Origin of the sequence: Rhodococcus jostii RHA1 (assembly GCF_000014565.1) — a bacterium.
Taxonomy (GTDB): Bacteria; Actinomycetota; Actinomycetes; order Mycobacteriales; family Mycobacteriaceae; genus Rhodococcus_F; species Rhodococcus_F jostii_A.
Window position 1 is genome coordinate 2,097,236 of sequence record NC_008268.1, and the last position, 24,639, is coordinate 2,121,874.

General features: G+C 66.6%; 27 protein-coding genes and 4 tRNA genes. 6 read left to right on the plus strand and 25 right to left on the minus strand.

What is annotated here, in order from left to right:
- Positions 1–4: 4 nt before the first annotated feature.
- The 4 genes from RHA1_RS09605 to rplJ all read right to left on the minus strand — a co-directional run bounded on the left by RHA1_RS09605 (position 5) and on the right by rplJ (position 3,231).
- Positions 5–799 carry an MlaE family ABC transporter permease gene (locus tag RHA1_RS09605; protein WP_005252107.1) on the minus strand — a complete coding sequence of 265 codons (795 nt, stop codon included), beginning with the start codon at positions 797–799 and terminating at the stop codon, positions 5–7.
- Positions 800–808: 9 nt separating this feature from the next.
- Entirely contained in the window at positions 809–1,903 is a 1,095-nt protein-coding gene (locus tag RHA1_RS09610; RefSeq protein ID WP_005258257.1) for an ABC transporter ATP-binding protein, read from the minus strand.
- A gap of 302 nt (positions 1,904–2,205) precedes the next feature.
- A complete protein-coding gene (gene rplL / locus RHA1_RS09615) occupies positions 2,206–2,592 on the minus strand; it encodes a 50S ribosomal protein L7/L12 (RefSeq protein ID WP_005252104.1) in 387 nt (128 codons plus the stop codon).
- A 78-nt stretch (positions 2,593–2,670) separates the two neighbouring features.
- The gene (gene rplJ, locus RHA1_RS09620) at positions 2,671–3,231 is read right to left on the minus strand and encodes a 50S ribosomal protein L10 (RefSeq protein ID WP_005252102.1); all 561 of its coding nucleotides are present in this window, start codon (positions 3,229–3,231) and stop codon (positions 2,671–2,673) included.
- A gap of 460 nt (positions 3,232–3,691) precedes the next feature.
- Here rplJ and RHA1_RS09625 point away from each other — a divergent pair, with 460 nt between their 5' ends.
- The gene (locus RHA1_RS09625; protein WP_009474665.1) at positions 3,692–5,311 is read left to right on the plus strand and encodes an MFS transporter; all 1,620 of its coding nucleotides are present in this window, start codon (positions 3,692–3,694) and stop codon (positions 5,309–5,311) included.
- A 66-nt stretch (positions 5,312–5,377) separates the two neighbouring features.
- Here the strand turns inward: RHA1_RS09625 and rplA are convergent, their stop codons facing one another.
- The 11 genes from rplA to RHA1_RS09680 form a co-directional block, all read right to left on the minus strand.
- Positions 5,378–6,094, minus strand: a complete 717-nt coding sequence (rplA, locus tag RHA1_RS09630) for a 50S ribosomal protein L1 (protein ID WP_005252097.1) — start codon at positions 6,092–6,094, stop codon at positions 5,378–5,380.
- Between the two features lie 157 nt (positions 6,095–6,251).
- Positions 6,252–6,686, minus strand: a complete 435-nt coding sequence (rplK, locus tag RHA1_RS09635; RefSeq protein WP_005252095.1) for a 50S ribosomal protein L11 — start codon at positions 6,684–6,686, stop codon at positions 6,252–6,254.
- A gap of 59 nt (positions 6,687–6,745) precedes the next feature.
- Positions 6,746–7,612 (minus strand): transcription termination/antitermination protein NusG, encoded by an 867-nt coding sequence (gene nusG, locus RHA1_RS09640; RefSeq protein ID WP_016882792.1) that lies wholly within the window; start codon positions 7,610–7,612, stop codon positions 6,746–6,748.
- A 58-nt stretch (positions 7,613–7,670) separates the two neighbouring features.
- Entirely contained in the window at positions 7,671–8,123 is a 453-nt protein-coding gene (secE, locus tag RHA1_RS09645) for a preprotein translocase subunit SecE (protein ID WP_009474667.1), read from the minus strand.
- Positions 8,124–8,154: 31 nt separating this feature from the next.
- Positions 8,155–8,227: transfer RNA gene (locus tag RHA1_RS09650), tRNA-Trp, on the minus strand.
- Between the two features lie 184 nt (positions 8,228–8,411).
- Positions 8,412–8,837 carry a (3R)-hydroxyacyl-ACP dehydratase subunit HadB gene (gene hadB, locus RHA1_RS09655; RefSeq protein WP_005252091.1) on the minus strand — a complete coding sequence of 142 codons (426 nt, stop codon included), beginning with the start codon at positions 8,835–8,837 and terminating at the stop codon, positions 8,412–8,414.
- Positions 8,824–9,387, minus strand: coding sequence for a (3R)-hydroxyacyl-ACP dehydratase subunit HadA (hadA, locus tag RHA1_RS09660; RefSeq protein WP_009474668.1), 564 nt, complete (start codon positions 9,385–9,387; stop codon positions 8,824–8,826). The genes hadB and hadA overlap by 14 nt, the downstream gene beginning before the upstream one ends.
- Before the next feature lie 89 nt (positions 9,388–9,476).
- Positions 9,477–9,644, minus strand: a complete 168-nt coding sequence (rpmG, locus tag RHA1_RS09665) for a 50S ribosomal protein L33 (RefSeq protein WP_003941903.1) — start codon at positions 9,642–9,644, stop codon at positions 9,477–9,479.
- Between the two features lie 61 nt (positions 9,645–9,705).
- Positions 9,706–9,778, minus strand: a tRNA-Met gene (locus tag RHA1_RS09670).
- A gap of 45 nt (positions 9,779–9,823) precedes the next feature.
- Positions 9,824–9,896, minus strand: a tRNA-Thr gene (locus tag RHA1_RS09675).
- Positions 9,897–10,111: 215 nt separating this feature from the next.
- A tRNA-Tyr gene (locus RHA1_RS09680) sits at positions 10,112–10,194 on the minus strand.
- A gap of 199 nt (positions 10,195–10,393) precedes the next feature.
- Between RHA1_RS09680 and RHA1_RS09685 the strand changes: the two genes are divergently transcribed.
- Positions 10,394–10,885, plus strand: coding sequence for a YajQ family cyclic di-GMP-binding protein (locus RHA1_RS09685; RefSeq protein WP_007298080.1), 492 nt, complete (start codon positions 10,394–10,396; stop codon positions 10,883–10,885).
- A gap of 70 nt (positions 10,886–10,955) precedes the next feature.
- Here RHA1_RS09685 and htpX read toward each other — a convergent pair whose 3' ends face one another.
- Positions 10,956–11,816 carry a zinc metalloprotease HtpX gene (htpX, locus tag RHA1_RS09690; protein ID WP_005252087.1) on the minus strand — a complete coding sequence of 287 codons (861 nt, stop codon included), beginning with the start codon at positions 11,814–11,816 and terminating at the stop codon, positions 10,956–10,958.
- Between the two features lie 143 nt (positions 11,817–11,959).
- Positions 11,960–13,015 carry a polyprenyl synthetase family protein gene (locus RHA1_RS09695; protein ID WP_016882791.1) on the minus strand — a complete coding sequence of 352 codons (1,056 nt, stop codon included), beginning with the start codon at positions 13,013–13,015 and terminating at the stop codon, positions 11,960–11,962.
- Between the two features lie 130 nt (positions 13,016–13,145).
- Here RHA1_RS09695 and RHA1_RS09700 point away from each other — a divergent pair, with 130 nt between their 5' ends.
- Positions 13,146–14,408 (plus strand): geranylgeranyl reductase family protein, encoded by a 1,263-nt coding sequence (locus RHA1_RS09700; RefSeq protein ID WP_011594866.1) that lies wholly within the window; start codon positions 13,146–13,148, stop codon positions 14,406–14,408.
- 3 nt (positions 14,409–14,411) lie between these two features.
- Here the strand turns inward: RHA1_RS09700 and RHA1_RS09705 are convergent, their stop codons facing one another.
- The 5 genes from RHA1_RS09705 to menD all read right to left on the minus strand — a co-directional run bounded on the left by RHA1_RS09705 (position 14,412) and on the right by menD (position 19,886).
- Positions 14,412–15,110, minus strand: coding sequence for a demethylmenaquinone methyltransferase (locus tag RHA1_RS09705; protein ID WP_009474673.1), 699 nt, complete (start codon positions 15,108–15,110; stop codon positions 14,412–14,414).
- Positions 15,111–15,172: 62 nt separating this feature from the next.
- On the minus strand, positions 15,173–16,549 hold the full coding sequence (locus RHA1_RS09710) for an NAD-dependent succinate-semialdehyde dehydrogenase (RefSeq protein WP_050787274.1): 1,377 nt from the start codon (positions 16,547–16,549) through the stop codon (positions 15,173–15,175).
- Between the two features lie 56 nt (positions 16,550–16,605).
- Positions 16,606–17,751 (minus strand): glycosyltransferase family 4 protein, encoded by a 1,146-nt coding sequence (locus RHA1_RS09715; protein ID WP_011594868.1) that lies wholly within the window; start codon positions 17,749–17,751, stop codon positions 16,606–16,608.
- A 72-nt stretch (positions 17,752–17,823) separates the two neighbouring features.
- Entirely contained in the window at positions 17,824–18,264 is a 441-nt protein-coding gene (locus RHA1_RS09720; RefSeq protein ID WP_011594869.1) for a DUF3592 domain-containing protein, read from the minus strand.
- Positions 18,261–19,886, minus strand: coding sequence for a 2-succinyl-5-enolpyruvyl-6-hydroxy-3-cyclohexene-1-carboxylic-acid synthase (gene menD, locus RHA1_RS09725; RefSeq protein WP_009474677.1), 1,626 nt, complete (start codon positions 19,884–19,886; stop codon positions 18,261–18,263). The genes RHA1_RS09720 and menD overlap by 4 nt, the downstream gene beginning before the upstream one ends.
- 93 nt (positions 19,887–19,979) lie before the next feature.
- On the opposite strand from menD, the gene RHA1_RS09730 reads away from it, so the two are divergent.
- Together RHA1_RS09730 and RHA1_RS09735 are read left to right on the plus strand one after the other, a co-directional pair.
- Positions 19,980–20,576: a flavin reductase family protein gene (locus RHA1_RS09730; RefSeq protein WP_011594870.1), complete on the plus strand. Its 597-nt coding sequence runs from the start codon at positions 19,980–19,982 to the stop codon at positions 20,574–20,576.
- Between the two features lie 61 nt (positions 20,577–20,637).
- On the plus strand, positions 20,638–21,465 hold the full coding sequence (locus tag RHA1_RS09735) for a siderophore-interacting protein (RefSeq protein WP_011594871.1): 828 nt from the start codon (positions 20,638–20,640) through the stop codon (positions 21,463–21,465).
- Positions 21,466–21,520: 55 nt separating this feature from the next.
- On the opposite strand, the gene RHA1_RS09740 is transcribed toward RHA1_RS09735, so the two are convergent.
- From RHA1_RS09740 to RHA1_RS09750, 3 genes are read right to left on the minus strand one after another with little or no spacing between them, the layout of a single operon-like run.
- Positions 21,521–21,967, minus strand: a complete 447-nt coding sequence (locus RHA1_RS09740; protein ID WP_009474680.1) for a DUF6918 family protein — start codon at positions 21,965–21,967, stop codon at positions 21,521–21,523.
- Between the two features lie 45 nt (positions 21,968–22,012).
- Positions 22,013–23,014: an o-succinylbenzoate synthase gene (locus RHA1_RS09745; RefSeq protein ID WP_011594872.1), complete on the minus strand. Its 1,002-nt coding sequence runs from the start codon at positions 23,012–23,014 to the stop codon at positions 22,013–22,015.
- Positions 23,015–23,018: 4 nt separating this feature from the next.
- Positions 23,019–23,672: a PaaI family thioesterase gene (locus RHA1_RS09750; protein ID WP_009474682.1), complete on the minus strand. Its 654-nt coding sequence runs from the start codon at positions 23,670–23,672 to the stop codon at positions 23,019–23,021.
- Between the two features lie 73 nt (positions 23,673–23,745).
- Between RHA1_RS09750 and RHA1_RS09755 the strand changes: the two genes are divergently transcribed.
- Entirely contained in the window at positions 23,746–24,639 is an 894-nt protein-coding gene (locus RHA1_RS09755) for a 1,4-dihydroxy-2-naphthoyl-CoA synthase (protein ID WP_009474683.1), read from the plus strand.

Genomic DNA, 24,639 nt, shown 5'->3' on the forward strand with positions numbered 1-24,639 from the left:
GGGGTCACGATCCCTTCGCCGGAACGATCTGGAGGTACACCATGGTCAGGATCAGGTTCGCGAAGAACAGCAGCAGGAACGTGATCACCACCGACTGGTTCACCGCGTCACCGACGCCCTTGGGTCCACCCTTCGGATGGAGCCCCTTGTACGCGGCGATGACACCGGCGATGACACCGAAGACGGCCGCCTTGAGCTCACCGACCCAGATGTCGGGAAGCTGCGCGAAGGCCGAGAACGATGCCAGGTACGCACCGGGATTACCCCCTTGGAGGATGACGTTGAAGAAGTACCCGCCGGCGATACCGACCACGGACACGAGGCCGTTGAGCAGGATCGCGACGAGAACCATGGCAAGCACCCGAGGCACGACGAGTCGCTGGATCGGGTTGATACCGAGAACTTCCATGGCGTCGATCTCTTCGCGGATCGTCCGCGCACCGAGATCCGCCGTGACGGCCGAGCCCGCAGCCCCGGCCACCAGTAGTGCCGTGACCAGCGGGGAACCCTGCTGGATGACGGCGAGCACGCTGGCCGCTCCCGTGAACGACTCTGCACCGAGCTGCTTGATGAGCGATCCGGTCTGCAGTGACACCACTGCGCCGAACGGAATTGCGACCATTGCCGTCGGCAGGATCGTGACGCTGGCGATGAACCAGGCCTGTTCGATGAACTCGCGGAACTGGAACGGCCGCTTGAACGTGTTTCGTGCAACGTCGACGAAGAGCTCGACGATGTTTCCGGCCTGTGTCAGCGCACCGTTGACCGGCCGCAAGACCGAGCTGCGGGTAACCCCCATCCGATATGCCTACCCTTGCCCGTGAGTGGTGTTTTCGTATCCTTCGCCCCGGTATGCGGGGATGACCTGAGTGTCTTCCTGGCTGTATGCGTAGTCGTAGCCGCCGCCGCCGTTTCCGCCGGAAGTCTCGTCGAGACTTTCCTGGATGGCGATCTGGGCATTCTCCGGCAGGGTGTGCATGATGTGCCGGACGCGTTCCTGCCGGCGGGCGACCGCCTGCCGGAACGGCATCCCCGGCGTCGCCTTCATCTGCGGGACGATGCCCTCGACGTCGTCGACACCACCGGCGTGGTGACCGGCGTCGACCATCGCCTGCTCCTGCGCCATGGTGGCCTCGTCCTTCTCCTCGGACATGCCGATCGGACCGATCATGGTGCCGTTGAGGAACTGCTTGACCACCGGCTCCTCACTGGTGAGCAGCACCTCCCGCGGACCGAACATCACCAAATGACGACGGAACAGCATGCCGATGTTGTCCGGCACCGTGCGCGCGAGATTGATGTTGTGCGAGACGATCAGGATCGTCGCGTCGATCTCGGCGTTGATGTCGATCAACGTCTGCGAGATGTAGGTGGTACGCACCGGATCCAGACCCGAGTCCGGCTCGTCGACCAGGATGATCTGCGGGTCCAGCACCAGGGCGCGGGCCAGGCCGGCACGCTTGCGCATACCACCGGAGATCTCACCGGGCAGCTTGTCCTCGGCCCCGAGCAGGCCGACGAGCTCCATCTTCTCCATGACGATCTTGCGGATCTCGGACTCGGACTTCTTGGTGTGCTCGCGCAGCGGGAACGCCACGTTGTCGAACAGGTTCATCGAGCCGAACAGGGCGCCGTCCTGGAACAGCACACCGAACAGCTTGCGGATCTCGTAGAGCTCCTTGCTGGAGCACTCGAGAATGTTGGTGCCGTCGATCACGATCGAGCCCTGCTCCGGGCGGAGCAGACCGATCAGCGACTTCAGAAACACCGACTTACCCGTACCCGACGGCCCGAGCAACGCACTGACCTCACCGGCGGGAAGGGTCAACGTGACGTCCTGCCAGATCCTCTGCGAGCCGAACGACTTGGTCAGTCCCTCGACGGATACCTCGACTCCCACCATTACCTCCGCGACCGTTCGATGCACTCACCCCGTGTGGGTTGGGTCACTCTATCGCATCGACGTGTTACCTGTGACAAGGGATGCTACTCATGAGTAAGGAAGCATGCCAACAGCGGGTCCCACTATGCAAAACAACGCGTCTGAACTGGGATAACGGTAGCGAAATTTCTGGGCGCGCGTCCAGCTTTCGGCCAGGAATCTCGACACTCCGAAGCCGTCCGCGGACGCAAAAGAGGGCCACTCCCCACGGATGGGGAGTGGCCCTCTTCGTCTGCTCGGTGAGCAGCGCGGAAGAGACCGTCTTACTTGACGGTGATCTTCGCGCCGGCAGCCTCGAGCTTCTCCTTGGCGGCGTCGGCCGCGTCCTTGGCAACCTTCTCCAGGATCGCCTTCGGAGCACCCTCGACGAGGTCCTTGGCTTCCTTCAGGCCGAGGCCGGAAACGACCTCACGGACGACCTTGATGACCTGGATCTTCTTGTCGCCGGCCGACTCGAGGACGACGTCGAACTCGTCCTGCTCCTCAGCAGCCTCGGCGGCAGCCGGTGCTCCGCCTGCAGCGGCAACGGCGACCGGGGCAGCGGCGGTGACCTCGAAGGTCTCCTCGAATGCCTTCACGAACTCCGAGAGCTCGAGGAGGGTGAGCTCCTTGAACTGGTCCAACAACTCTTCGGTGCTGAGCTTCGCCATTGTGGCGGTCCTTCCTGTAAGTCCCATGTCGCTGATCCGCGACCGGGCGGGGTTATAGCAGTGATGCGCGGGTGCGGATCAGCTTTCGGCTGCAGCCTCGGCGGGAGCTTCGGCAGCTCCGCCTTCTGCGGCCTTCTTTTCCTGCAGTGCAGCAGCCAGTCGGGCCACCTGCGAAGCAGGAGCGTTGAACAGGCCTGCGGCCTTTGCCAAGTTGCCCTTCATCGCGCCGGCAAGCTTGGCCAACAGGATTTCGCGGGACTCGAGGTCCGCGATCTTGTTGACCTCGTCCACGGACAGCGCAGCGCCGTCCATGTAGCCGCCCTTGATGATGAGCGCCTTGTTGTCCTTAGCGAAGTTCTTCAGAGCCTTCGCAGCATCGACGGGCTCGCCCTTGATGAATGCAATGGCGGTCGGACCGACGAAAAGGTCATCAAGGCCCTCGACGCCCGCTTCAGCAGCGGCACGCTTGACCAGGGTGTTCTTGGCGACGGAGTAGGTGGCACCTTCTCCGAGAGCGCGTCGCAGTGTCGTGATGTTGCCCACCGTCAGACCACGGTATTCCGTGATCACAGCAGCGGTCGAACCCTTGAACTGCTCGGTGATCTCCGCAACCGCGGAAACCTTCTCAGGCTTTGCCATACTTCGCCTCCTCTCATGACAGTCGTTATCCCACTTCGGAACCGCTGCGCACCGCCGGAATCCCGGAGCACACAATCCACGACATGCAAAACGCCCCGGTGCAGGGCACACGGGGCGTGAAAGGAAACGATACGGTCAGGGCGCGAGCCCTCAACCGATACGCATCCCCCTACCTCGTCCTCCTGCGTGGGCCGCCGGACATTCCCGGACTTTCAATCACACCCTTGCGGGAGTGATCACCAACGGTCTTGGGTAGAACATGATTTGGGGTGAAGTTCAACTACTGCATTGAACTCCGCAGGACAGATTACGGCATGGCCTGCACAACCGCCAAATCGCGGCCGGACCCCGACCGTCATAGTAACCGGCGTCACTCGGCATGCGGGGGTGTGGTTCATCAGACTGCCTCTGCGCCCATTATCTGTTACGAGACGTAACATATATGAGCTAGCTTTTCCTCATGACAATCCTCGAAGCCCGGGCCGTCGCGACCGGATCCCGGACACGCCGCTTCCTCGCGCTCGCCGTGATCTGCCTGGCCGAACTGCTGGTCGTGCTCGACAACACCATCGTCAACGTCGCTCTCCCGTCGATCGGTGTCGAACTCCGCACCAGTGTCAGCGGCCTGCAGTGGGTCGTCGACGCCTACACGCTGACGTTCGCGGGCCTGCTCCTGGCATTCGGCAACCTCGGCGACCGCTACGGTCGTCGACGCGTCATGGTCATCGGGCTGATCGGCGTCGCCGTCATGTCGATCGCCGGCGCCAACGCCGAGAGTCTGGGGCAGGTCATCGCGGCCCGCGCGGCGATGGGTGTCTTCGCGGCCGCAGTCTTCCCCGCGACCCTCGCCCTCGTCATCAACATCTTCACCGACGTCCGCGAACGGGCGCTGGCCATCGCCGCCTGGACTGCGATGGCCGGATTCGCGATCGCCATCGGGCCGATGGCCGGCGGGTGGTTGCTCGAGCATTTCAGCTGGCACTCCGTCTTCTGGATCAATGTTCCGATTGCGGTGGTCGTGGCAGCAGCGACGCTGCTCCTGGTGCCGGAATCACGCGCCTCCGTCATCGGACGCATGGACCTCGTCGGAATCGCCGCCTCGATCACCGGAATCACCGTCCTCGTGTGGGCCATCATCGAGGCCCCTCACCACGGGTGGACGTCGTCCGTCACCGTCGGCGCCATCGCCGTGTCGATCGCGGTCCTGGTCGGGTTCGTCCTCTGGGAACTGCGCACCGAGCACCCGATCCTCGACCTGCGGCTGTTCCGCAACCGCAGGTTCTCCCTGCCCGCCCTCGCGATCGCCATCGGGTACTTCTCGATGTTCGGCTTCCTGTTCCTCATCACGCAGTACTTCCAGGGCGTCCGGGAGTACACGCCGTTCGAGTTCGGTGTCGCGTCGCTGCCGTTCGCGGTGTCGGTGGCGGTCGGCGCCCCCGTCGCCACACTTCTGGCGCAGCGAGTCGGGACGACCCCGGTCATCGTGTTCGGCCTCCTCCTCACCGGTGTCGGGCTGTACCTCGGCGGTCAGGTGGCCGTCGACAGCAGCTACCTGACGGACGTCCTCCCGTCGATGGTGTCGATGGCGCTCGGCTTGGCCATCGTGCAGGGGCCCGCCACCGAGTCGATCATGGCATCGCTGCCTCTCGACGAGGCAGGAGCAGGCTCCGCCGTGAACGACACGACGAGGGAAATCGGTGGAACGCTGGGTGTCGCCGTGCTCGGATCGATCGTCGCGTCGTACTACGCGACGACGATAAGTCCGGTGCTCGACAGGATTCCTGCCACATTGATGAACGACGACGAGAAGGGCTTCGCGCGTGCGACGGTCCTGAGTGTGCTCGAGATCCGGAATCGGGAGATCCCGCCGTTCCTCGAACAGCAGCGTGAAAATCTCATCCTCACCATGAAGACGACGGTGTTGCAGGGGTCGCACACTGCGTCGCTCGTCGCGGCGGGCGCGGTGGTGGTCTGCGCGGTCGTCGTCGCGATCTTCATGCCCTGGGCGCCGGCACGCACGGATTCCGTGATGCTGGCGTGGCGGAAGAAGTCCGAATCGGGCACGGGCGACGAAGACTGATCCCGGAAAAAGCAGTTCGGCCGGTACGGGAGATTTCCGTACCGGCCGAACTGTGTGAAGCGTGACTTACGCGTCGGCATCCTCGAGAAGGTTGCGGGTGCGGTTCGGGTCCACCGGGATGCCCGGGCCGGTGGTGGTCGAAACGGTGACCTTCTTGACGTAGCGGCCCTTCGCGGAGGACGGCTTCGCACGCAGGATCTCGTCCAGCGCGGCGCCGTAGTTCTCCACCAGCTTGGCGTCGTCGAACGACGCCTTGCCGATCACGAAGTGCAGGTTGGCCTGCTTGTCGACGCGGAAGTTGATCTTTCCGCCCTTGATGTCCGCGACAGCCTTCGTGACGTCAGCCGTCACGGTGCCGGTCTTCGGGTTCGGCATCAGGCCACGCGGTCCGAGGACGCGGGCGATGCGGCCGACCTTGGCCATCTGATCGGGAGTCGCGATGGCGGCGTCGAAATCGAGCCATCCACCCTGGATCCGCTCGATGAGGTCCTCGGCACCGACGGCGTCGGCTCCAGCTGCCTCGGCCTCGGCGGCCTTCTCTCCGACTGCGAACACGATGACGCGGGCGGTCTTACCGGTGCCGTGCGGCAGGTTGACCGTGCCGCGGACCATCTGGTCCGCCTTGCGGGGGTCGACGCCCAGGCGGACTGCAACCTCGACGGTCGCGTCCATCTTGCTCGACGACGTCTCCTTCGCCAGCTTCGCAGCCTGCAGCGGGCTGTACAGCTTGTCGAAGTCGATCTTCTCAGCGGCGGCGAGATACGCCTTGCTGCGCTTTGCCATTTCTTCTGTCCTAACTTCTCACCGCAGTGTGTGTCTTGTCTGCGATGGTGAATGGTTCAGTAGTGGTCTGGGCCTGGCCGGCCCTCCCACGCTTTCTTCGACGGCGGTGCCGTCAGTCGATCGCCGACGGCGGTGCCGCCGATCGATCAGGGCTGACTCAGCCGTCGACCGTGATACCCATCGAGCGTGCGGTGCCGGCGATGATCTTCGCGGCCTGCTCGATGTCGTTCGCGTTGAGGTCTTCCTGCTTGGTCTTCGCGATCTCGCGCACCTGATCCATGGTCACGGAAGCGACCTTGGTCTTGTGCGGCTCGCCGGAGCCCTTCTGCACGCCTGCAGCCTTGAGCAGCAGCTTGGCAGCCGGAGGGGTCTTCAGCTTGAAATCGAAGGTCCGGTCTTCGTAGACCGAGATCTCGACCGGCACCACGTTGCCGCGCTGGGACTCAGTCGCCGCGTTGTAGGCCTTGCAGAATTCCATGATGTTCACGCCGTGCTGACCAAGCGCGGGACCCACGGGCGGTGCAGGGTTAGCCTGACCGGCCTGGATCTGAAGCTTGATGAGCCCTGCGAGCTTCTTCTTCTTGGGGGGCATCTCGATTTCCTAATTCTTGCTGGGTGTGTTTCTTGCTACTGCAGTGCAAGTATGTGGCGCTAGATCTTCGCGACCTGCGTGAAGGACAACTCGACCGGGGTCTCGCGACCGAAGATCGAGACCAGGACCTTGAGCTTCTGCTGCTCGGCGTTGACCTCGCTGATGCTGGCGGGCAGCGTGGCGAACGGGCCGTCCATGACGGTGACCGACTCGCCGACCTCGAAGTCGACCTCGATGAGCGGCTTCGCGAAGCTTTCTCCGCCGGTCTCGCCTGCCGAGACGGTTGCCGCGGCGGCCTGCTTCTTCTGCTCCTGCTGCGGGAGCAGGAACTTGATCACCTCGTTGAGGGTAAGCGGGGACGGGCGCGACGTCGCACCGACGAATCCGGTGACGCCGGGCGTGTTGCGCACAGCTCCCCAGGACTCGTCGTTGAGATCCATGCGGACCAGGATGTAGCCGGGCAGAACCTTGCGGTTGACCTGCTTGCGCTGTCCGTTCTTGATCTCGGTGACCTCTTCGGTGGGAACTTCCACCTGGAAGATGTAATCGCCGACGTCGAGGTTCTGGACACGGGTCTCGAGGTTGGCCTTGACCTTGTTCTCGTAACCCGCGTAGGAGTGGATGACGTACCAGTCACCGGGTGCGCGACGCAGAGCGGCCTTGAGTTCCGCAACGGGGTCCTCGGGCTCTTCGGCCGTCACTGCCTCGTCGGCGGACACAGCCTCGTCAGCGGTCACAGCCTCTTCGGCGGTCGCCTCGTCCTCGACGATCTCGTCGGCCGGGGCGTCCTCTGCACCGTCGTCACCGACGATTTCCGCGGCTTCGGTGCCCTCGTCGGCAGCCTCGACATCCACTTCGGCTGCCGCCTCGGCAGAAACACGCTCTTCGGCCAAAGCCTCATTCGTGTCGTTCTCGGGGGTGCTCACTGGGGCACTCGCTTCCTCTCGTCACTCACATACTTCGGATCCACCGGGGCGGATTCCGTCAACCGAACAACCAGGTGACGCCTTTGATGACCACCAGATCCAGCACGCCGATGAACGTCACCATGAACACCACGAAGACCAGGACGACGCTGGTGTAGGTGATCATCTGCTTGCGATTGGGCCAGATGACCTTGCGCAGCTCGGCGATGACCTCGCGGAGGAACCGGCGCAGGCGCTTGAAGATGTTTTCCTTGCGCGGCTTGTCGGCGCGATCCTTCTTTGCCGGCCTGACCTTGGTGGTCGTGTCCGACTTCGAGAGTTCCGGTGACTTCACGGAACTCGCGGCGACTTCGGTACCTGCCTGCGAACGACGGCCCTGGCGCTTACCGCTGGGCTTTCCCGAGGGAGTGGCGGAACGCGTGGTGGTGGCGTCGGCCGCGGTGTCGTCGGCACCGTCCGGGCGCGTCGACCCTGAAGTGTCGCCGTCGCGCTTGGCGCGCTCCTCGCTCACGTCGTTCCTCTCAGTCGCTGGCATCCGGGGGCAGGGGCGACAGGACTTGAACCTGCAACCTGCGGTTTTGGAGACCGCTGCTCTGCCAGTTGAGCTACGCCCCTTTGGTCGGGAGACCTGGTCCGAAACTAGCCTCGGACCAATTCTTGACCGACCTCTCTGTGATTACATGACACGCGCGCCACCCTTGCCGGCCGTACAGCACCGTAGGGCAGCGCGCAGCGCTGAGTAATCCCAGAAATCTCAGTGTACTTCAAAGCCCCGGAACAAACCCAATCCACCCGGCTGTCAGGCCAGACGGACCGTTGCGGTGGCGCGACCGAAGATCTTCTTTCCCTCGGAACGCGCCACGATCGCGACTACTGCTGTCTTGCTTTCTTCGTCGAGCGACTTCACCTTACCGGTGTACTCGACCTGCGCGGCCTCGTCCTCGCGGACGTAGACCGAGCTCGTGAAACGAACGTTGTATTCCTTGACGGCACCCGGATCGCCGAGCCACGACGTGACGAAGCCGCCGCCGAGACCCATGGTGAGCATTCCGTGCGCGATCACGTTGTCCAGACCGGCAAGCTTGACGACCTCGTCGCTCCAGTGGATCGGGTTGGGATCGCCGGACACGCCCGCGTAGTTGACCAGGTCGCCACGCGTGAGCTTCACGATGCGCTCGGGGAGTTCTTCACCCACCGAGACGTCCTCGAACTTACGAAGCGCCATGCATGATCACGTCCTTGACTGCGTGAGCGATGTTCTCGTCGACCTCGCCACCGGTGCGCGCGACGAGCGTCGTCCACGTGGTCTGGACCAGTTCGTCGTACTGATCGGTGACGATGTTCTTGGTGACGATGATGTCGCTGCCGCCCATCTGACGGAACGACTCCAGGTACACGTCACAGACCAGGCGGTCGCCGACCTTGATCGGCTTGTGGAACTCGAGCCGCTGATCGGTCTGGAGAATCTGGCTCGGGTCGTAGCCCGTGACGATCTCCTTGAAGAGACGTCCCTGGGCGATGATGCCGACGAGCGAGATGAACGTCAGAGGAGCGAGGAGACCGTCGTAGCCGAGGCCCTTCGCGGCTTCCTCGTCGTGGTGAGCGGGGTGCCAGTCCTGCACGGCACGCGCGTACTCTCGCACCTTCTCGCGTCCGACCTCGTAGAAGTCGTCGACGCGGTAGTGGTGCCCGACCATTGCCAGTGCGTGCGCGGCAGGATCAGCAGGAACAGCCTCGGGCACGTATGCCTCTGTCTCTGTCACAGTGTCAGTCACGCGAAAGAACCTCTTCTACCCTTGGCGTCAGCGCGTGAGGGCAGCCTAGAGGACTCCCTTCGCGAACGCAGTCCTAGTTCCGGACCGTGTTACTTGGACTCGCGATGCGACTGGTGAGTTCCGCAGTTCGGGCAGAACTTCTTGAGCTCCAGGCGATCGGGGTCGTTGCGCCGATTCTTCTTGGTGATGTAGTTGCGGTGCTTGCATACCTCGCAGGCCAAAGTGATCTTGGGCCGAACGTCAGTCGAGGAGGCCACGGGATGCCTTCTTTCGGGTGAATCTGATTACGAACAATCAGGGTGGATCATGCATATTGTGTAGCGGTGACCGGACTTGAACCGGCGACGCAACGATTATGAGTCGTTTGCTCTACCAACTGAGCTACACCGCCTCGGTGTCGAGTGTCGCGCACTAGGCGCTCCACTTCAATCCAGCGAGCCCCCTAACGGAATCGAACCGTTGACCTTTTCCTTACCATGGAAACGCTCTGCCGACTGAGCTAAGGGGGCGTGCTTCGCTCGCACATCGCTGCGCGCTGAAGCCTTGACGAGATTACACAGAGTTCGCGTCCAGAACCAAATTGCCTGGTCAGCGGCTTTCGTATGTCGCTGCACCCGACAGTTCGGGTCGGAAACCCACGTAGACCGGGGTGTCGGCCGGACAACCGGTCCCGGCCACGAACGACAGAACCCCGGTGAGCTGTCGCTCACCGGGGTTCTGTGTGTGGCAGATGTAGGATTCGAACCTACGTAGGCATAAGCCGACGGATTTACAGTCCGCTCCCATTGGCCGCTCGGGCAATCTGCCGGGGTTGCACGAGGAGCGCGAAATCTGCTCGAAATCGCTCTCCGCTGCGGAAAGAAGAATACAACGAACGGCCCCCCGTTTTGCAAACCGGGTGGATACGGGCGGTTGCGAACCGATAGCGTCGAATCTGCTCGCCGGCATTCGGCGGGCCCCCGGCCGGGTCGCGGCGGGGAGAACTAGACGAAACCGGGAGTGTGAAGTGGCTGATTCGTCCTTCGATGTGGTGAGCAAGGTGGAGCGTCAAGAGGTGGACAACGCCCTGCATCAGGCCGGCAAGGAGCTGTCGACCCGGTTCGACTTCCGGAACACGGGAGCATCGATCGAATGGTCCGGCGAGGAAACCATCACCCTGACGGCCGACACCGAGGAGCGACTGCTCGCCGCCCTGGACGTGTTCAAGGAGAAACTGATCCGGCGTGACATCTCACTGAAGGCGTTCGACGCGGGCGAGCCGGCGCAGTCCGGAAAGATTTACAAGCTGTCGGGCAGCCTCGTCCAGGGCATCACCACGGAGAACGCCAAGAAGATCACCAAGAAGATCCGCGACGAGGGCCCCAAGGGCGTCAAGGCGCAGATCCAGGGCGACGAACTGCGGGTGAGCAGCAAGAAGCGCGACGACCTGCAGGCCGTCATCTCCCTGCTCAAGGGCGAGGACTTCGGGATCGCGCTGCAGTTCGTGAACTACCGGTAGAGGCGCTCCGCGCCCGTGCGCGGTTGACGAGTCTCTGCACTCGTTGACCACGCACGGGCGGCGAAGCCGCCTACATCCCCGCCATCCGCTCGAGCCGCTCGATCCGGTCGGCCATCGGCGGGTGGGTGGAGAACATCCGGCTCATCTTCTCGCCGGTGCGGAAGGGGTTGGCGATCATCAGGTGCGACTGCGCGGCGAGCTGAGGCTCCGGCGGCAGCGGCGCAGCCTGGGTGCCCTGCTCCAGCTTCCGCAGCGCGGACGCCAGCGCCAGGGGGTCTCCGGTGAGTTCTGCGCCCGACTGGTCGGCCTGGTACTCCCGGGACCGCGACACCGCGAGTTTGACGACGGTCGCGGCGATGGGTCCGAGCAGCGACACCAGCAGCAGCGCGATCGGGTTGGCGCCCTGTCCCCCGCCGCGTCCGCCGAACATGTTGGCGAACATGGCGAAGTTCGCAAGTCCCGACACGACGGCGGCCATGGCGCCTGCGACGGAGGAAATCAGGATGTCGCGGTTGTAGACGTGCGACAGCTCGTGTCCGAGCACGGCCCGCAACTCTCGTTCGTTGAGGATCTGCAGAATGCCGCTCGTGACGCACACCGCGGCGTGGCGCGGACTGCGCCCGGTGGCGAACGCGTTGGGCGCGGACGTGGGGCTGATGTAGAGCCGCGGCATCGGCTGGTGCGCGGTGGTGGCCAGTTCCCGGACGATGCGGTAGATGACCGGCGCCTGCACCTCGGTGATCGGCTGGGCGTGCATTGCCTTGAGCGCCATCTTGTCGCTGTTGAAGTACACGTACGCGTTCATTCCGACCGCGAACACGATCGCCAGCAGCAGGATGGTGGGGTTGCGGAACAACGCGCCGATGAACACGATCAGCGCCGACATGCCGACCAACAGAACCAGAGTCTTCGCCCCGTTTGCGTAGCGCACGTCACGCCTTCCTTGTCGTTGTCACCCGATCACGTCACCCGAGTTTCGGGATCTTGATCATTCAACGAAACACGGTGGCGGGACGGTTCCCGCACGGACGACGAGAATCGGGTGAAGACGAGTTCAGGTACTGACGATACGGCTCAGCCGACGCGCTCGATCGTGTAATCGACGAGCTTCACGAGGGCGTCGTTGGCGGGGCCCTGCGGCAGTTCGGCGAGCTGCGCGCGCGCCTGGACCGCGAACTCCTCCAGCTTCGCCTTGGCGGCGGCCATGCCTGGCGACCGTTCGAGGAGCGCGAGCGCCTCCGCGACGTCGTCGTCGTTGGTGACGGGGCCGTCGAGGAGCACCCGGAGGCGATCGGCGTCGGGTCCCTCGTCGCGCAGTGCGTACAGGACGGGCAGCGTGTGGACGCCCTCACGCAGGTCGGTTCCGGGTGTCTTGCCGGACTGCGCGGACACCGAGGAGATGTCGATGATGTCGTCGGAGATCTGGAAAGCGGTGCCCACGGCGTCGCCGAGGCGTTCGAGCCGCTTCACGTGGTCGGCGTCCGCGCCGGAGAAGGTGCCGCCGAAGCGTCCGCACGCCGCGATGAGTGAGCCCGTCTTCTCCCACACGACCTTGAGGTAGTGCTCGACCGGATCCTGCTCGCCGCGAAGCCCGATCGTCTCGCGCATCTGGCCGGTGACGAGTTCGGCGAACGTTTCGGCGATGATGCGCACCGCCTCGGGTCCCAGCGTCGAGACGAGACGGGACGCGTGCGCGAACAGATAGTCGCCGGCGAGGATCGCAACGCTGTTGCCCCACCGCGAGTTCGCGCTGGGTGCACCGCGGCGCATCGACGCTTCGTCCATCACGTCGTCGTGGTACAGCGTGGCGAGGTGGACCAGCTCGACGACGGTGGCCGCCGTGACCACCGACGGGTCGGAGGCCTTCGGTCCGAGCTGGGCGGTGAGCACCGTGAACAGCGGGCGGAAACGCTTGCCTCCCGCCTTCGCGAGATGCAACGCCGCCTCCGTGAGGAAGTCCTCCCCGTCGGAGAGCTCACTGACCAGCAGTTCCTCGACTTGCTTCAGTCCTTCACGGACCGTGGCAGCGAGCTGCGGGTCGCCGAGATCGATCCCGGCGACCGTAGTGCCCACTACAGCGTCGGCAGCGGTGTGTGCTGCGCCCTCGGTGCTCACGTTCTCAGTACCCATTCCTGTCGTCAGTGACGGCTCGGTTCCCGCGCCGTCGGTGGCGGCTCGGCTACCACGGTAGTGAACCTAGCGGTTCCGCTGCCCGTCGGCCTCGCCGCGGTCGCATAGCGAAGCCTGACAGGATGTAGGTGTGGTCGCAGCAGAACAGTCGCCCGCGGGATCCCCGCTTCCCACCGTCACCGATGTCCTGGTCATCGGTGCTGGTCCGGCCGGTTCCTCGGCTGCCGCGTGGGCGGCGCGCGCCGGACGTGACGTGGTGCTCGCCGACGCGGCGGTGTTTCCCCGTGACAAGACGTGTGGCGACGGACTCACTCCGCGTGCCGTCGCCGAGCTCGATCATCTGGGTCTCGGCGACTGGGTGCGGTCGAAGGGGACCAACCGCGGGCTGAGGCTCAGCGGGTTCGGCCAGGAGCTCGAACTCGAGTGGCCGGGACGGTCGTTCCCGGCCGTCGGCAGCGCGGTGGCCCGCACCGAGCTGGACGACAGGATCCGTGCGACCGCCGTCGACGCGGGGGCCGTCATGGTGCAGGGCGCCAAGGCGATCGGAGTCGAACGGGACGGCGACCGGGTGACGGCGGTGGCCCTGAAGACCTCCGACGGAGCCCACACCATCGGCTGCCGGACGCTGATCGTCGCGGACGGCGTCCGGTCCACGCTGGGCAAGCAGCTGGGCCGTGAATGGCACCGGGACACGGCATACGGTGTTGCCGCCCGCGCGTACATCGCCACCGACCGCAGCGCCGACCCGTGGATCACCTCGCACCTCGAACTGCGGGACGGTGCGGGGACGCTGCAGTCGGGCTACGGCTGGGTGTTCCCCCTCGGCACCGGAGAGGTGAACATCGGCGTCGGCACCCTCGCCACCGCCAAACGTCCGGCCCCGGGTGCGCTGCGACCGCTGCTCGACCTGTACACGGCGCAGCGGCGCGACGAGTGGAAGTGGGACGGCGAGCTGCGCGCGGTGGCGTCGGCGTTGCTGCCGATGGGCGGTGCGGTGTCGCACATCGCGGGCCGGAACTGGGCGATCATCGGCGACGCGGCGGCGTGCGTGAATCCGCTGAACGGCGAGGGCATCGACTACGGGCTCGAAGGGGGGCGCCTGGTCGCGGAGATCCTCGACTCCGACGACCTGACGGAGCTGTGGCCCGCGATCCTCCGGGAGCGGTACGGCCGGGCGTTCTCCGTGGCGCGGCGACTCGCCGGACTGCTGACCGTCCCCCGGGTTCTGCCCGCCTCCGGTCCGGTGGCGATGCGGTCCCGTGCGCTGATGACCATCGCGGTCCGGGTCATGGGCAACCTCGTCACCGAGGAGGACAGCGACCTCACCGCCCGCGCGTGGCGGGCGTCCGGTCTGCTGTCGACGAAGGTCGACTCGCGGCCGCTGTTCGGCTGAGGTTCAGCGGGTGGCGCGGTGCAGGGCCACCACACCGCCGGTGAGGTTGCGCCACTGCACGTTCCGCCATCCGGCCGCCTCGATGCGCAGCGCGAGTTCTTGCTGGGTCGGCCAGGCGCGGATCGATTCCGCGAGGTACACGTAGGCGTCGGGGTTGCTGCTGACGGCGCGCGCGACCCGCGGCAGCGCCCTCATCAGGTACTCCATGTAGACCGTGCGGAACGGCCCGAACACCGGGGTCGAGAACTCGCTCACGACGAGGCGTCCGCCGGGCTTGGTGACGCGGGCGATCTCGCGGAGACCGGCGTCGAAGTCGGAGACGTTGCGCAGCCCGAAGGAGATGGTTGCGGCGTCGAACACGGCGTCGGCGTAGGGCAGGTGCATGGCGTCACCCGCGACCATCGGGACGTGGCGCCCGCTGCCTGCCTGCAGCATTCCCTTGGAGAAGTCGGTGGCCACACACCACGCACCCGACCGTCCGAGCTCGACGGTCGAGACGCCGGTCCCCGCCGCGAGGTCGAGAACGCGCTCCCCCGGCTTCAGTGCCAGGGCCGAGCGCGTCGCCTTGCGCCAGCTGCGGTCCTGACCGAACGACAGGATCGTGTTGGTGAGGTCGTAGCGCTTCGCGACGCCGTCGAACATCGACGCGACCTCGTGCGGATCCTTTTCGAGCGACGCCCGCGAACCGTGTGTAGTTGCCACGCCCGAAACGCTACCAACCGCGCCCGGCGCCGATGTCGGCGCCGGGCGCGGGGGCGAGGCGGTTATTTCTTGGAGACCCGCACCAGCTTCTTGTTGACGAATTCGTCCATCCCCCACGGACCGAGTTCGCGGCCGACGCCGGAGCGCTTGACGCCACCGAACGGCAACCCGGGAAGCGTCGTGCCGTGTTCGTTGACGAAGGCCATGCCGACGTCGAGCCGGTCGGCGACTTCCCGCGCCCCGTCGAGGTCGGTGCTCCACACCGAACCGCTGAGCCCGTAAGAGGAGGAGTTGGCGAGTTCCACGGCTTCGTCGGCGGTGGCGACCTTGTAGACGACGCCGACCGGTCCGAACAGTTCCTCGCTGTACGCCCGCATCTCGGGGGTCACGTCGACGAGCAGCGTCGGTTCGACGTACGAGCCGGGGCCGTCGATCTTCTTCCCGCCCGCGAGGAGCGTCGCACCCTTGGCGACGGCGTCCTCGATCTGCTCGATCAGCGAATCCGCGGCGCTCTGCGAGGACAGCGGCCCGAGGACGGTCTTCGCGTCGAGCGGATCGCCGGTCGGGGTGGCCTTGAACGACTCGGCGAGCTTCGAGACGAACTCGTCGTAGTTCGGCTCGGTCACGATGAATCGCTTGGGCGAGTTGCAGGCCTGGCCCGCGTTGGACAGGCGGGCACGGGTCGCGGTCTTGACCGTGGCGTCCATGTCGTTGGTGTCGAGCAAGACGAACACGTCGGACCCGCCGAGCTCGAGCACCACCTTCTTGAGGTTGCGGCCCGCCGTCTCGGCGACGCTGGTCCCGGCCCGCTCACTGCCGGTGAGGGAGACGCCCTGGACACGCGGATCCGCAATCATGTCGGCGATCTGCTCGTTGGTGGCGAACACGTTGATGTACGCATCCTCGGGGAGACCGGCCTGCCGGAAGATCTCCTCCATCAGCAGTGCCGACTGCGGACAGTTCGGGGCGTGCTTGAGCAGCACCGTGTTGCCGAGCATGAGGTTCGGCGCCGCGAAGCGGGCGACCTGGTAGTACGGGTAGTTCCACGGCATCACGCCGACGAGCGCACCGATCGGCCTGCGGTAGACCACGGACTCGTCCGCGCCCGGCACGTCGAGCCGTTCCGCCTCGAGCAGTGCGGGGCCGTTGTCCGCGTAGTAGCGGTAGATCGCCGAGGAGAGCTTGACTTCGCCTTTGGCCTCGCGGACGGGTTTGCCCATCTCGAGGGCGATCATCCGCGCCAGTTCGTCTTCACGTTCCGCGTAGAGATCGGCGGTTCGGCTCAGGACCCGGGCGCGTTCCTCGGCGGGGGTCGTCCGCCAGTCGAGATATCCGTTGTGGGCGCGGGAGAGCGCCGACTCCACTCCTGCATCGTCCAAGGTCGTGAATTCCCGGACGGTTTCACCGGTCGCGGGATTGACAGTCTTGTACTTGGCCATACTCCGGGCAACCACGAGACGACCTCTCGAATTCCCCACCGGTATCGATGCGGTGGTCAGGCCGCTCGCGTCTCGCGAAAGCCCTCCCCGCCGACGACCGCCGCGTAGTGGCCCAGCAGCTCGTCGCAGATCGCGGGCCACGTGCGGTGCAGCACCGACTGCCGGGCGGCCTCCCCGAAGCGGGCCCGCATGCGGCGGTCGCACAGCGCCTCGACGGCGCTCAGCAGCAGTTCGCCGAACCGGTCGACCGGAAGCAGGTAGCCGTTGCGGCAGTGCGCGACCAGATCGCGCGGCCCCCCGGCATCCGGTCCGATCACCGGCACCCCGCTGGACAGCGCCTCCTGCACCGCCTGGCAGAACGTCTCGTGCTCGCCCGGGTGGACGAAGACGTCCAGGCTCGCGTAGGCCTCGGCCAGCTCCACACCGCCGAGCTGACCGGTGAACACCGCATCGGGCATCAACCGCTGCAGGCGCGCCCGCTCCGGACCGTCGCCGACGATCACCAGCCGGACCCGCTGGTCGCCGGCGAGTGCGGCCAGCCGCTCGACGTGTTTCTCGGGTGCGAGCCTGCCCACGAATCCGACGACCAGCCGGTCCGAGCCGTCCAGCCAGGAGTCCCGCAGACCGGTGCTGCGGCGGGACGGCGCGAACCGAGCGGTCTCCACGCCGCGGGCCCAGCGGTGGACCCTCGGAATCCTCTGCTCGGCGAGCGCCTCGACCGCCGACGTGGACGGCGCGAGGGTGCGGGTGCAGCCCCGGTGGATGCGACGCGTCCAGGCCCACGCCGCACGGCTGGTGATGCCGAGGCCGTAGCTCTCGGCGAAACCCGCCACGTCCGTCTGGTACACCGCGACGGTGGGGACGTCGAGCCGGTGCGCCGCACCGAGCCCGCCCGCCCCGAGGAGGAACGGCGACGCCAGATGCACGACGTCGGGGTCGAACGCCCGCAGCGCGGCGGTGAGTCCGGGCTGCGGCAGACCGACCGGGAGTGAACTGACCTTCGGCACCATCACCGCGGGCACCCGGTGGACCGGCACACCGTCGTGTTCGGTCGGCGCGGACGTCAGCGATCCGACCGTGTCCGGGGCGACGACCATCGCCTGGTGTCCGGTGCGCTGGAGGTGGTCGAGGACCCGCAGCACCGAGTTGGTCACACCGTTCATGTTGGGAAGAAACGATTCCGCGACGATGGCTACTCTCACGCGCTCAGCGTGGCAGTGCTCGTGGTCACAGCAGCGAGATCGACGTGACCGTCGCGCGAAGTTCCGGGAAACTCAGGATGACACTGCCGGCTGGGCCTCCGGCGAACTCTCCCGCCGCCGCAGGTACCAGATCACCGGTCCCGCGATCAGCCAGGTCACGACGATCAGCGAACCGGCGGGGACGACGGCCACGCTGGCGTCGCGTCCGGACACCCGCACCAGGTCGGGGTCGCTGCGCGCGTACTCGACGTCGATCCGCTGCCCCACCGTGAGCTTGGTCGGGTACAGCACGCCCAGTTCGGGGTTGTGCGTCACCCCGTCGGGCGTGACGAAGCTGATCGCGGACCGCAGCGATCCCGCCGACAGCACCTCCGCCGTGGCCACGCCCCGGTCGGATTGGATGGTGTGGTCGTTGCGCCAGGCGGCCAGCACGAGGAGCACGGCGAGGACCGAGATGCCGATCGCCGTCACCAGCACCCCCCGCCGGACGCGCCGCGACACCCGCGTATTCACAGTTGTGCCCGCACCGCGGCGTGCAGTTCGCGCAGCCCGGAACGTTCGGTGGTCACCTCGAGCACCCGGATGCCGCGGTCGCCGGGCGCCTCCGGCGCGCTCAGCCGCGTCGACAGCTCACCCAGCCCCACCAGGTGATGCTCCACCCGGTAGGCAGCGCAGAGTGCGGCGAGATCCATCCCGTGCGGGGTGCCGAAGACACGCTCGAACACCCCCGCGTACTGGGGATCGCCCTGTTCGAGCAGTTCGAAGATGCCGCCGCCGTCGTCGTTGGCGACCACGATGGTCAGGTCCCGGGGCCGCGGTTCGCCCGAACCGATGAGCAGCCCGGACGCGTCGTGCAGGAACGTGAGGTCGCCGAGCAGGGCCACCGTCCGCCCCTCCTCGTAGGCCAGGGCCGCCCCGACGGCGGCGGACACGGTGCCGTCGATGCCGGCGACACCCCGGTTGGACAGCACCCGGATCTTCGGCGCCGGATAGCTGACGAGCGCGGCGTCCCGCACGGGGTTGGACGCCCCGAGCAGCAACTGGTCACCGTCGGTCAGGGCGTCCATGACGGCGGCCGCCACGTGCAGTCCCGTCGCTTTCGGGTGCGCGGCGAGCTGCGCGCGCACCGCCTTGTCGGTGTGTTCGGACAGCGTGCGGCACCGATTGATCCAGGCCCGGTCGGGTTCACCGGACACGACCGCGCGGGTGCCGGTGGCCAGCACATTGCCGGACACATCGGGCCAGCGGGGGCCGGTGGTGAGCGCGTAGACGGCCACCGACGGATCGGCGAGGACCTTCGACACGGACCGGTGGAGGGTGGGGCGCCCGGTGATGACGGCCTGCCGCGGTTTGAGCTGCGGCAACGCCATCGGATGCACCGGGATGCCGTGCAGCGGCGCGGTCGGCTCGGCGACCGTGGGAAGTCCGGCGAGCTCCGGCCGCAGCGCGGACCCGTGCCCGGAGATCACGATGGTGTCGGGGGTGAGGTCGAGGTCCATCGGCACGTCGAGGGTCGCGTGCTGGGTGGTGGTCCACGCCGCCCCACCCGGTCGTCCCTGCGGGACCGGTCCCTGCGCGTGGACGTCGGGAACGAGCGGTTCGCGGAGCGGGATGTCGAAGTGCACGGGACCGGCGTTGCCCGACCTCGTGCCGCGCGCTGCGGCGAGGACCCGGCACACGGCCGAACGCCACTGGCTGTTCTGCCCGGCATCGTCCTCGGCCAGGCCCAGGCTGATGGTTGCGCGCACCTGGCTGCCGAACAGTCCGAGTTGCTCGATGGTCTGGTTGGCGCCCGTGCCGAGCATCTCGTACGGGCGGTTGGCGCTGAGCACCACGAGCGGCACCCGGGCGTAGTTCGCCTCGAGCACCGCGGGTCCGAGATTGGCGACCGCGGTGCCGGACGTCATGACGATCGGGACGGGGCGCTTGCCGGCCACGGCCAGGCCGAGCGCGAGGAATCCCGCGGTGCGTTCGTCGATGCGCATGTGCAGACGCAGCCGGCCCTCGAGGTCGGCGGCCTGCAGGGCGAACGCCAGCGGCGCGTTGCGCGAACCCGGGCAGAGCACGACCTCGCGTACTCCCCCGCGGACCAGTTCGTCGACGACCGCGGTGGCTTGTGCAGTGGACGGGTTCACGACATCAAGAGTGTCAGATACTCCGGCAGGTCCGTCCGGCGACCTCGCCGGGTGAGTTCACGGCCACATCGCGGGCGCTGACACCATGAACGCATGCGCACTGTCTTCGATCCCGCCGACCTTCCCCCACACCGCATGTATCAGGTGCTGACCGCGTCGATCGTGCCCCGGCCGATCGCGTGGGTGTCCACCGTCTCGGCGGACGGGGTGGCCAACCTGGCCCCGTACAGCTTCTTCTCGGTGTCCAGCACGCACCCGCCGGTGGTGCAGTTCACCTCGGTGACCCGCAAGGACAGCCTCCGCAATATCGAGGCGACGGGAGAGTTCGTGATCAACGTGGCGACGGAGCCGCTGATCTCGACGGTGAACGCCAGCTCTGCCCCGTTCGACAGCGAGGTCGACGAGTTCGCCGCGCTGGGCATCGACACCGAACCCAGCGAGCGGGTCCGTCCCGTGCGGGTCGCGGGTTCGCCGGTCGCCATCGAGTGCACCCTGCACCAGGTGATACCTGTCGGTGATTCGTTCGTGGTGATGGGCGACGTCGTCACGGTCGCGGTGCGGCCCGAGGCGCTCGCCGACGACGGGCTTCCGGACTTCGCGGAACTCGCCCCGCTCAGCCGGCTCGGCCGCAACGAGTGGGGTCTGCCGCCGAAGGTCGTGATGCTCGACCGGCCGCATCGACCCGCATGACCGATCGATTGGTTAGGCTTACCTGACAAATCGCACCGCTACCGGGGGAGTAACCAACGCCATGGCTCAACGCAGCAAGTTCGTCAAACCTCGGAGTCGCCGGATCGCGTCCGCACGCGTCGTCGCGGGCAAGCAGATCAGCCCGAACTTCGTCCGCGTCACCATCGCGGGCGAGGAACTCGACTCCGTCAGCCCGATGGGGTTCGACCAGTGGTTCCGGATGTTCATCCCCCAGCGGGGACAGAGCACGCTGCGGCTTCCGACCAGCGCGAGCAACCTCTGGTACGCGCAGTACAAGCTGATGTCCAAGGACACCCGGCCGGTCGTGCGCAACTACACGATCCGCGAGATCCGCGTGGCGGGAACGGGAACGTTCGGCGACACCACCGAGATCGACATCGACTTCGCCTCGCACGGCGACCTCGGTCCCGCGTCGGCGTGGGCGAACTCGGCCGCGGCCGGTGACGAGGTGGCAATCCTCGACGAGGGGCTGATCTACAACCCGACGCCGGATGCGGAGTGGCAATTGCTCGTCGGTGACGAGAGCGCGCTTCCCGCCATCGTCGGGATCCTGCGGTCGGCGCCGCGGGACCTGCGGGCCGAAGTGTTCGTCGAGATTCCCGATGCCGACGACGCTCAGGAGGTTTCGGTGGGTGACGGCGTGAACGTGCACTGGCTGGTGCGCGAGGACGCCGATGCCCGTCCGGGAGTGCTCGCGCTGAACACCGTGAAACAGGCGGAGTTGCCGGCCGGGCCGTCCTACACGTTCGTGGCCGGCGAGAGCGAGCTGACGACGGCGTTGCGGCGCCACCTCGTGAACGAGCGCCACATCCCGAAGTCCGATATCGCGTTCACCGGGTACTGGCGCCACGGCCACGCTGCCAACTGACCACAGGTGAGTGGCACGGCACGCCCGGGGCGCGCCGTGCCACTCACCCGGCTTCTCAGTTGGCGTGCTTCTGAACGAGGGCGCCCAGACGCGGAAGTGCCTCGATCACATTCTTCTTCGCCGACGGACGCAGCGACGAGTACACCTTCTTGACAGCACCGCGGTCGCTGCCCGCGATGCGCTCGTCGGTCACGCCGAGGAGCGAGTCCGCGACCTCGTCGCCACGCGCGACCAAGTACTCGGAGAATCCAGCCTCACCACTGGCGGTGAAGGCCTGCCAGTACGGCTCGAGCTTGGTGACGAATGCCGGCAGCAGGCCCTCGATGGCGTCCGGCACGATCGACGGTCCCACCTTCTTGACGGCGCCGTATCCACCCTTGAGTGCCAGTCCCGAAGCCCCCGACTTGTCCGAAACCTCCGCGTCGATGAGAGCCTGGACGTCTGCGATGACCGCAGGAACGCGCGACTCGTCGAGCAGGGTTTCGTTCAGAGCTGCAACCACTTTCAATGCCTCCGTATTGACTGAGCGATCAGGTCCGGCCAGACACTATACGAAAAACCGGACTCCGCGTTGTTCGAGCAGGCCATGGCACCGGCGTGCCCGCTCGATCCACCAGCGTGAACGCTCCGCGGACGCGGCGAGCGCCGTGACGCGTTCGACGTCGGGTACCACCGCTTCGACGGTGAGTTCGCCGTCGACGGGTTCGCGGGGGCGGGCCACGTCCGCCTCGAAGAGTCCCCCGGTACCCAGACCGCACGCGAACTGCAATTCGGGGAGGGCGGCGGCAGCGGCGACACCGGCGGCGATGCCGACAGCGGTGTCCAAGGCGCTCGACACGACCACCGGCACACCGTACGAAGACAACTCGTCCGCGAGCGACAGCAGCCGCCGCATCCCCCCGAGCGGGGCGACCTTCACGACGGCCACGTCGGCACCGCCTGCCCGCACGACCTTCAGCGGATCCTCGGCGCGCCGGATGCTCTCGTCGGCGGCCACCCGCACGTCGGGCATCCGCCTGCGGACCTCCACCAATTCGGGCACAGTCGCGCACGGCTGCTCGGCATATTCGAGCGGACCGTCGACGGTCAGTGCCCGCAGCGCGGCCTCGGCCTCGTCGACCGACCATCCCCCGTTCGCGTCGACGCGCACGTTCGGAACGAGTGCGCGGACCGCCCGCACCCGTGCGACGTCGTCGTCGAGGGTCTGACCACGTTCGGCCACTTTCACTTTCGCGGTCCGCGCGCCGGGGTAACGCTCGAGCAGGGCGGGCACCCGCGCGGCGTCGACGGCGGGGACGGTGGCGTTGATCGGCACCCGCGTGCGCACCGCGGGCGGCGGCCCCAGCCAGGCGTCCTCGATCGCCGACTGCAACCAGTGCGCCGCCTCGTCGTCCGCGTACTCGGGGAACGGCGCGAACTCGCCCCACCCCGCGGGGCCCCGCAGCAGCAACGCTTCTCGCGTCGTGATGCCGCGGAACCGCACGCGCATGGGCAGACTCACCACGACGGCGTCGGCCAGGACCTCCTCCACGGAGGGCAGGGACGTCACGAGGTCAGGGCTGCCCGGGCAGCAACTGGAGCATGAGGGCCTCGCAGTCGGCGAGCAACGTGTCGTCCTGCATCAACCGTGCGGTGATGAACGTCTTGCGACCCTCCACTCGGTCGACGCTGCCCTCGACGGTCAGACGCGTGTCGAGCGGTGTGATCGCGCGGTAGTTCACGTGCAGGTAGGCGGTGCGGCTGATGGGCCGCCCGTACGCGTGGACGATCATGCCCATCAGGTCGTCGAACAGCAGCGGCAGCGTGCCGCCGTGCGCGGCGCCGTTGCCGCCGAGGTGGTAGCGCCGGAACATGCCCGCGCTGCGCACCCCCTCGGGCCCGAACTTCTCGATATTCCACGGCGGCATGAGGAGACTCCCCCGGCCCGGCAACTCGATCGTGCGGCCCGCCGGCGACCGCCCCTCGGGAACGACGTACGGTCCGAGCAGTTCGGCCAGCTTCTCCACCTGGTCCGCGGCCTGCGTGAGCACGTCGTCCGGGGCGTCGACCGACACCGCGAGGTCCTGCAACGTGCGCATTCCCTCGACGAACCGCGGCCAGTCCGGGCCGGGTGTCACCGGCTCGTACTTGGGGAACCCGCCGTGGTGCTCGTACTGGTCGTCGCCTTTGCCGTCGAGACGGGTGACGTCGGCAGCCTGTTCGCTCATACCTGCACGGTAAACCCGGGCAAACTCGTGCGCGCGCGGACACCCACCAACGGCACCCGATAACCTCGGAGCCGTGACTTTCAACCCGCAGCACTGGCGACCGGTTCCCGGTTTCGAGAACCTGACCGACATCACCTACCACCGGCATGTCACCCAGGGAATCGTCCGGGTGGCGTTCGACCGTCCCGAAGTGCGCAACGCCTTCCGCCCGCACACCGTCGACGAGTTGTACAAGGCGCTCGACCACGCCCGGATGACGTCCGACGTGGGCGCCGTGCTGCTCACCGGCAACGGTCCGAGCCCCAAGGACGAGGGCTGGGCGTTCTGCTCCGGCGGCGACCAGCGCATCCGCGGACGCAGCGGATACCAGTACGCGGAAGGCGAAACCGCGGACACCGTCGACAAGGCCCGCGCCGGACGTCTCCACATCCTCGAGGTCCAGCGACTGATCCGGTTCATGCCGAAGGTGGTCATCTGCCTCGTCAACGGCTGGGCCGCAGGCGGCGGTCACAGCCTGCACGTGGTCTGCGACCTGACCCTCGCCAGCCGCGAACACGCCCGTTTCAAGCAGACCGACGCCGACGTCGGCAGCTTCGACGGCGGCTACGGCAGCGCCTACCTCGCCAAGATGGTCGGCCAGAAGTTCGCCCGCGAGATCTTCTTCCTCGGTGAGACGTACACCGCGGAGGAGATGCACCAGATGGGCGCCGTCAACAAGGTCGTCGACCACGCCGAACTCGAGGACGTGGCCATCGACTGGGCCACCAAGATCAACGGCAAGTCCCCGCAGGCCCAGCGCATGCTCAAATACGCATTCAACCTGCAGGACGACGGCCTCGTCGGTCAGCAACTGTTCGCCGGCGAGGCGACCCGCATGGCGTACATGACGGACGAGGCCGTCGAGGGCCGCGATTCCTTCCTCGAAAAGCGCGAACCCGACTGGAAGCCCTACCCCTGGTATTTCTGA

Coding starts and splice junctions, on each gene's coding strand:
- RHA1_RS09605 (WP_005252107.1), bottom strand. CDS start 799: ATGGGGGTTACCCGCAGCTCGGTCTTGCGGCCGGTCAACGGTGCGCTG.
- RHA1_RS09610 (WP_005258257.1), bottom strand. CDS start 1,903: ATGGTGGGAGTCGAGGTATCCGTCGAGGGACTGACCAAGTCGTTCGGC.
- rplL (WP_005252104.1), bottom strand. CDS start 2,592: ATGGCGAAGCTCAGCACCGAAGAGTTGTTGGACCAGTTCAAGGAGCTC.
- rplJ (WP_005252102.1), bottom strand. CDS start 3,231: ATGGCAAAGCCTGAGAAGGTTTCCGCGGTTGCGGAGATCACCGAGCAG.
- RHA1_RS09625 (WP_009474665.1), top strand. CDS start 3,692: ATGACAATCCTCGAAGCCCGGGCCGTCGCGACCGGATCCCGGACACGC.
- rplA (WP_005252097.1), bottom strand. CDS start 6,094: ATGGCAAAGCGCAGCAAGGCGTATCTCGCCGCCGCTGAGAAGATCGAC.
- rplK (WP_005252095.1), bottom strand. CDS start 6,686: ATGCCCCCCAAGAAGAAGAAGCTCGCAGGGCTCATCAAGCTTCAGATC.
- hadB (WP_005252091.1), bottom strand. CDS start 8,837: ATGGCGCTTCGTAAGTTCGAGGACGTCTCGGTGGGTGAAGAACTCCCC.
- RHA1_RS09695 (WP_016882791.1), bottom strand. CDS start 13,015: ATGGGTACTGAGAACGTGAGCACCGAGGGCGCAGCACACACCGCTGCC.
- RHA1_RS09710 (WP_050787274.1), bottom strand. CDS start 16,549: ATGGCCAAGTACAAGACTGTCAATCCCGCGACCGGTGAAACCGTCCGG.
- RHA1_RS09730 (WP_011594870.1), top strand. CDS start 19,980: ATGCGCACTGTCTTCGATCCCGCCGACCTTCCCCCACACCGCATGTAT.
- RHA1_RS09735 (WP_011594871.1), top strand. CDS start 20,638: ATGGCTCAACGCAGCAAGTTCGTCAAACCTCGGAGTCGCCGGATCGCG.
- RHA1_RS09750 (WP_009474682.1), bottom strand. CDS start 23,672: ATGAGCGAACAGGCTGCCGACGTCACCCGTCTCGACGGCAAAGGCGAC.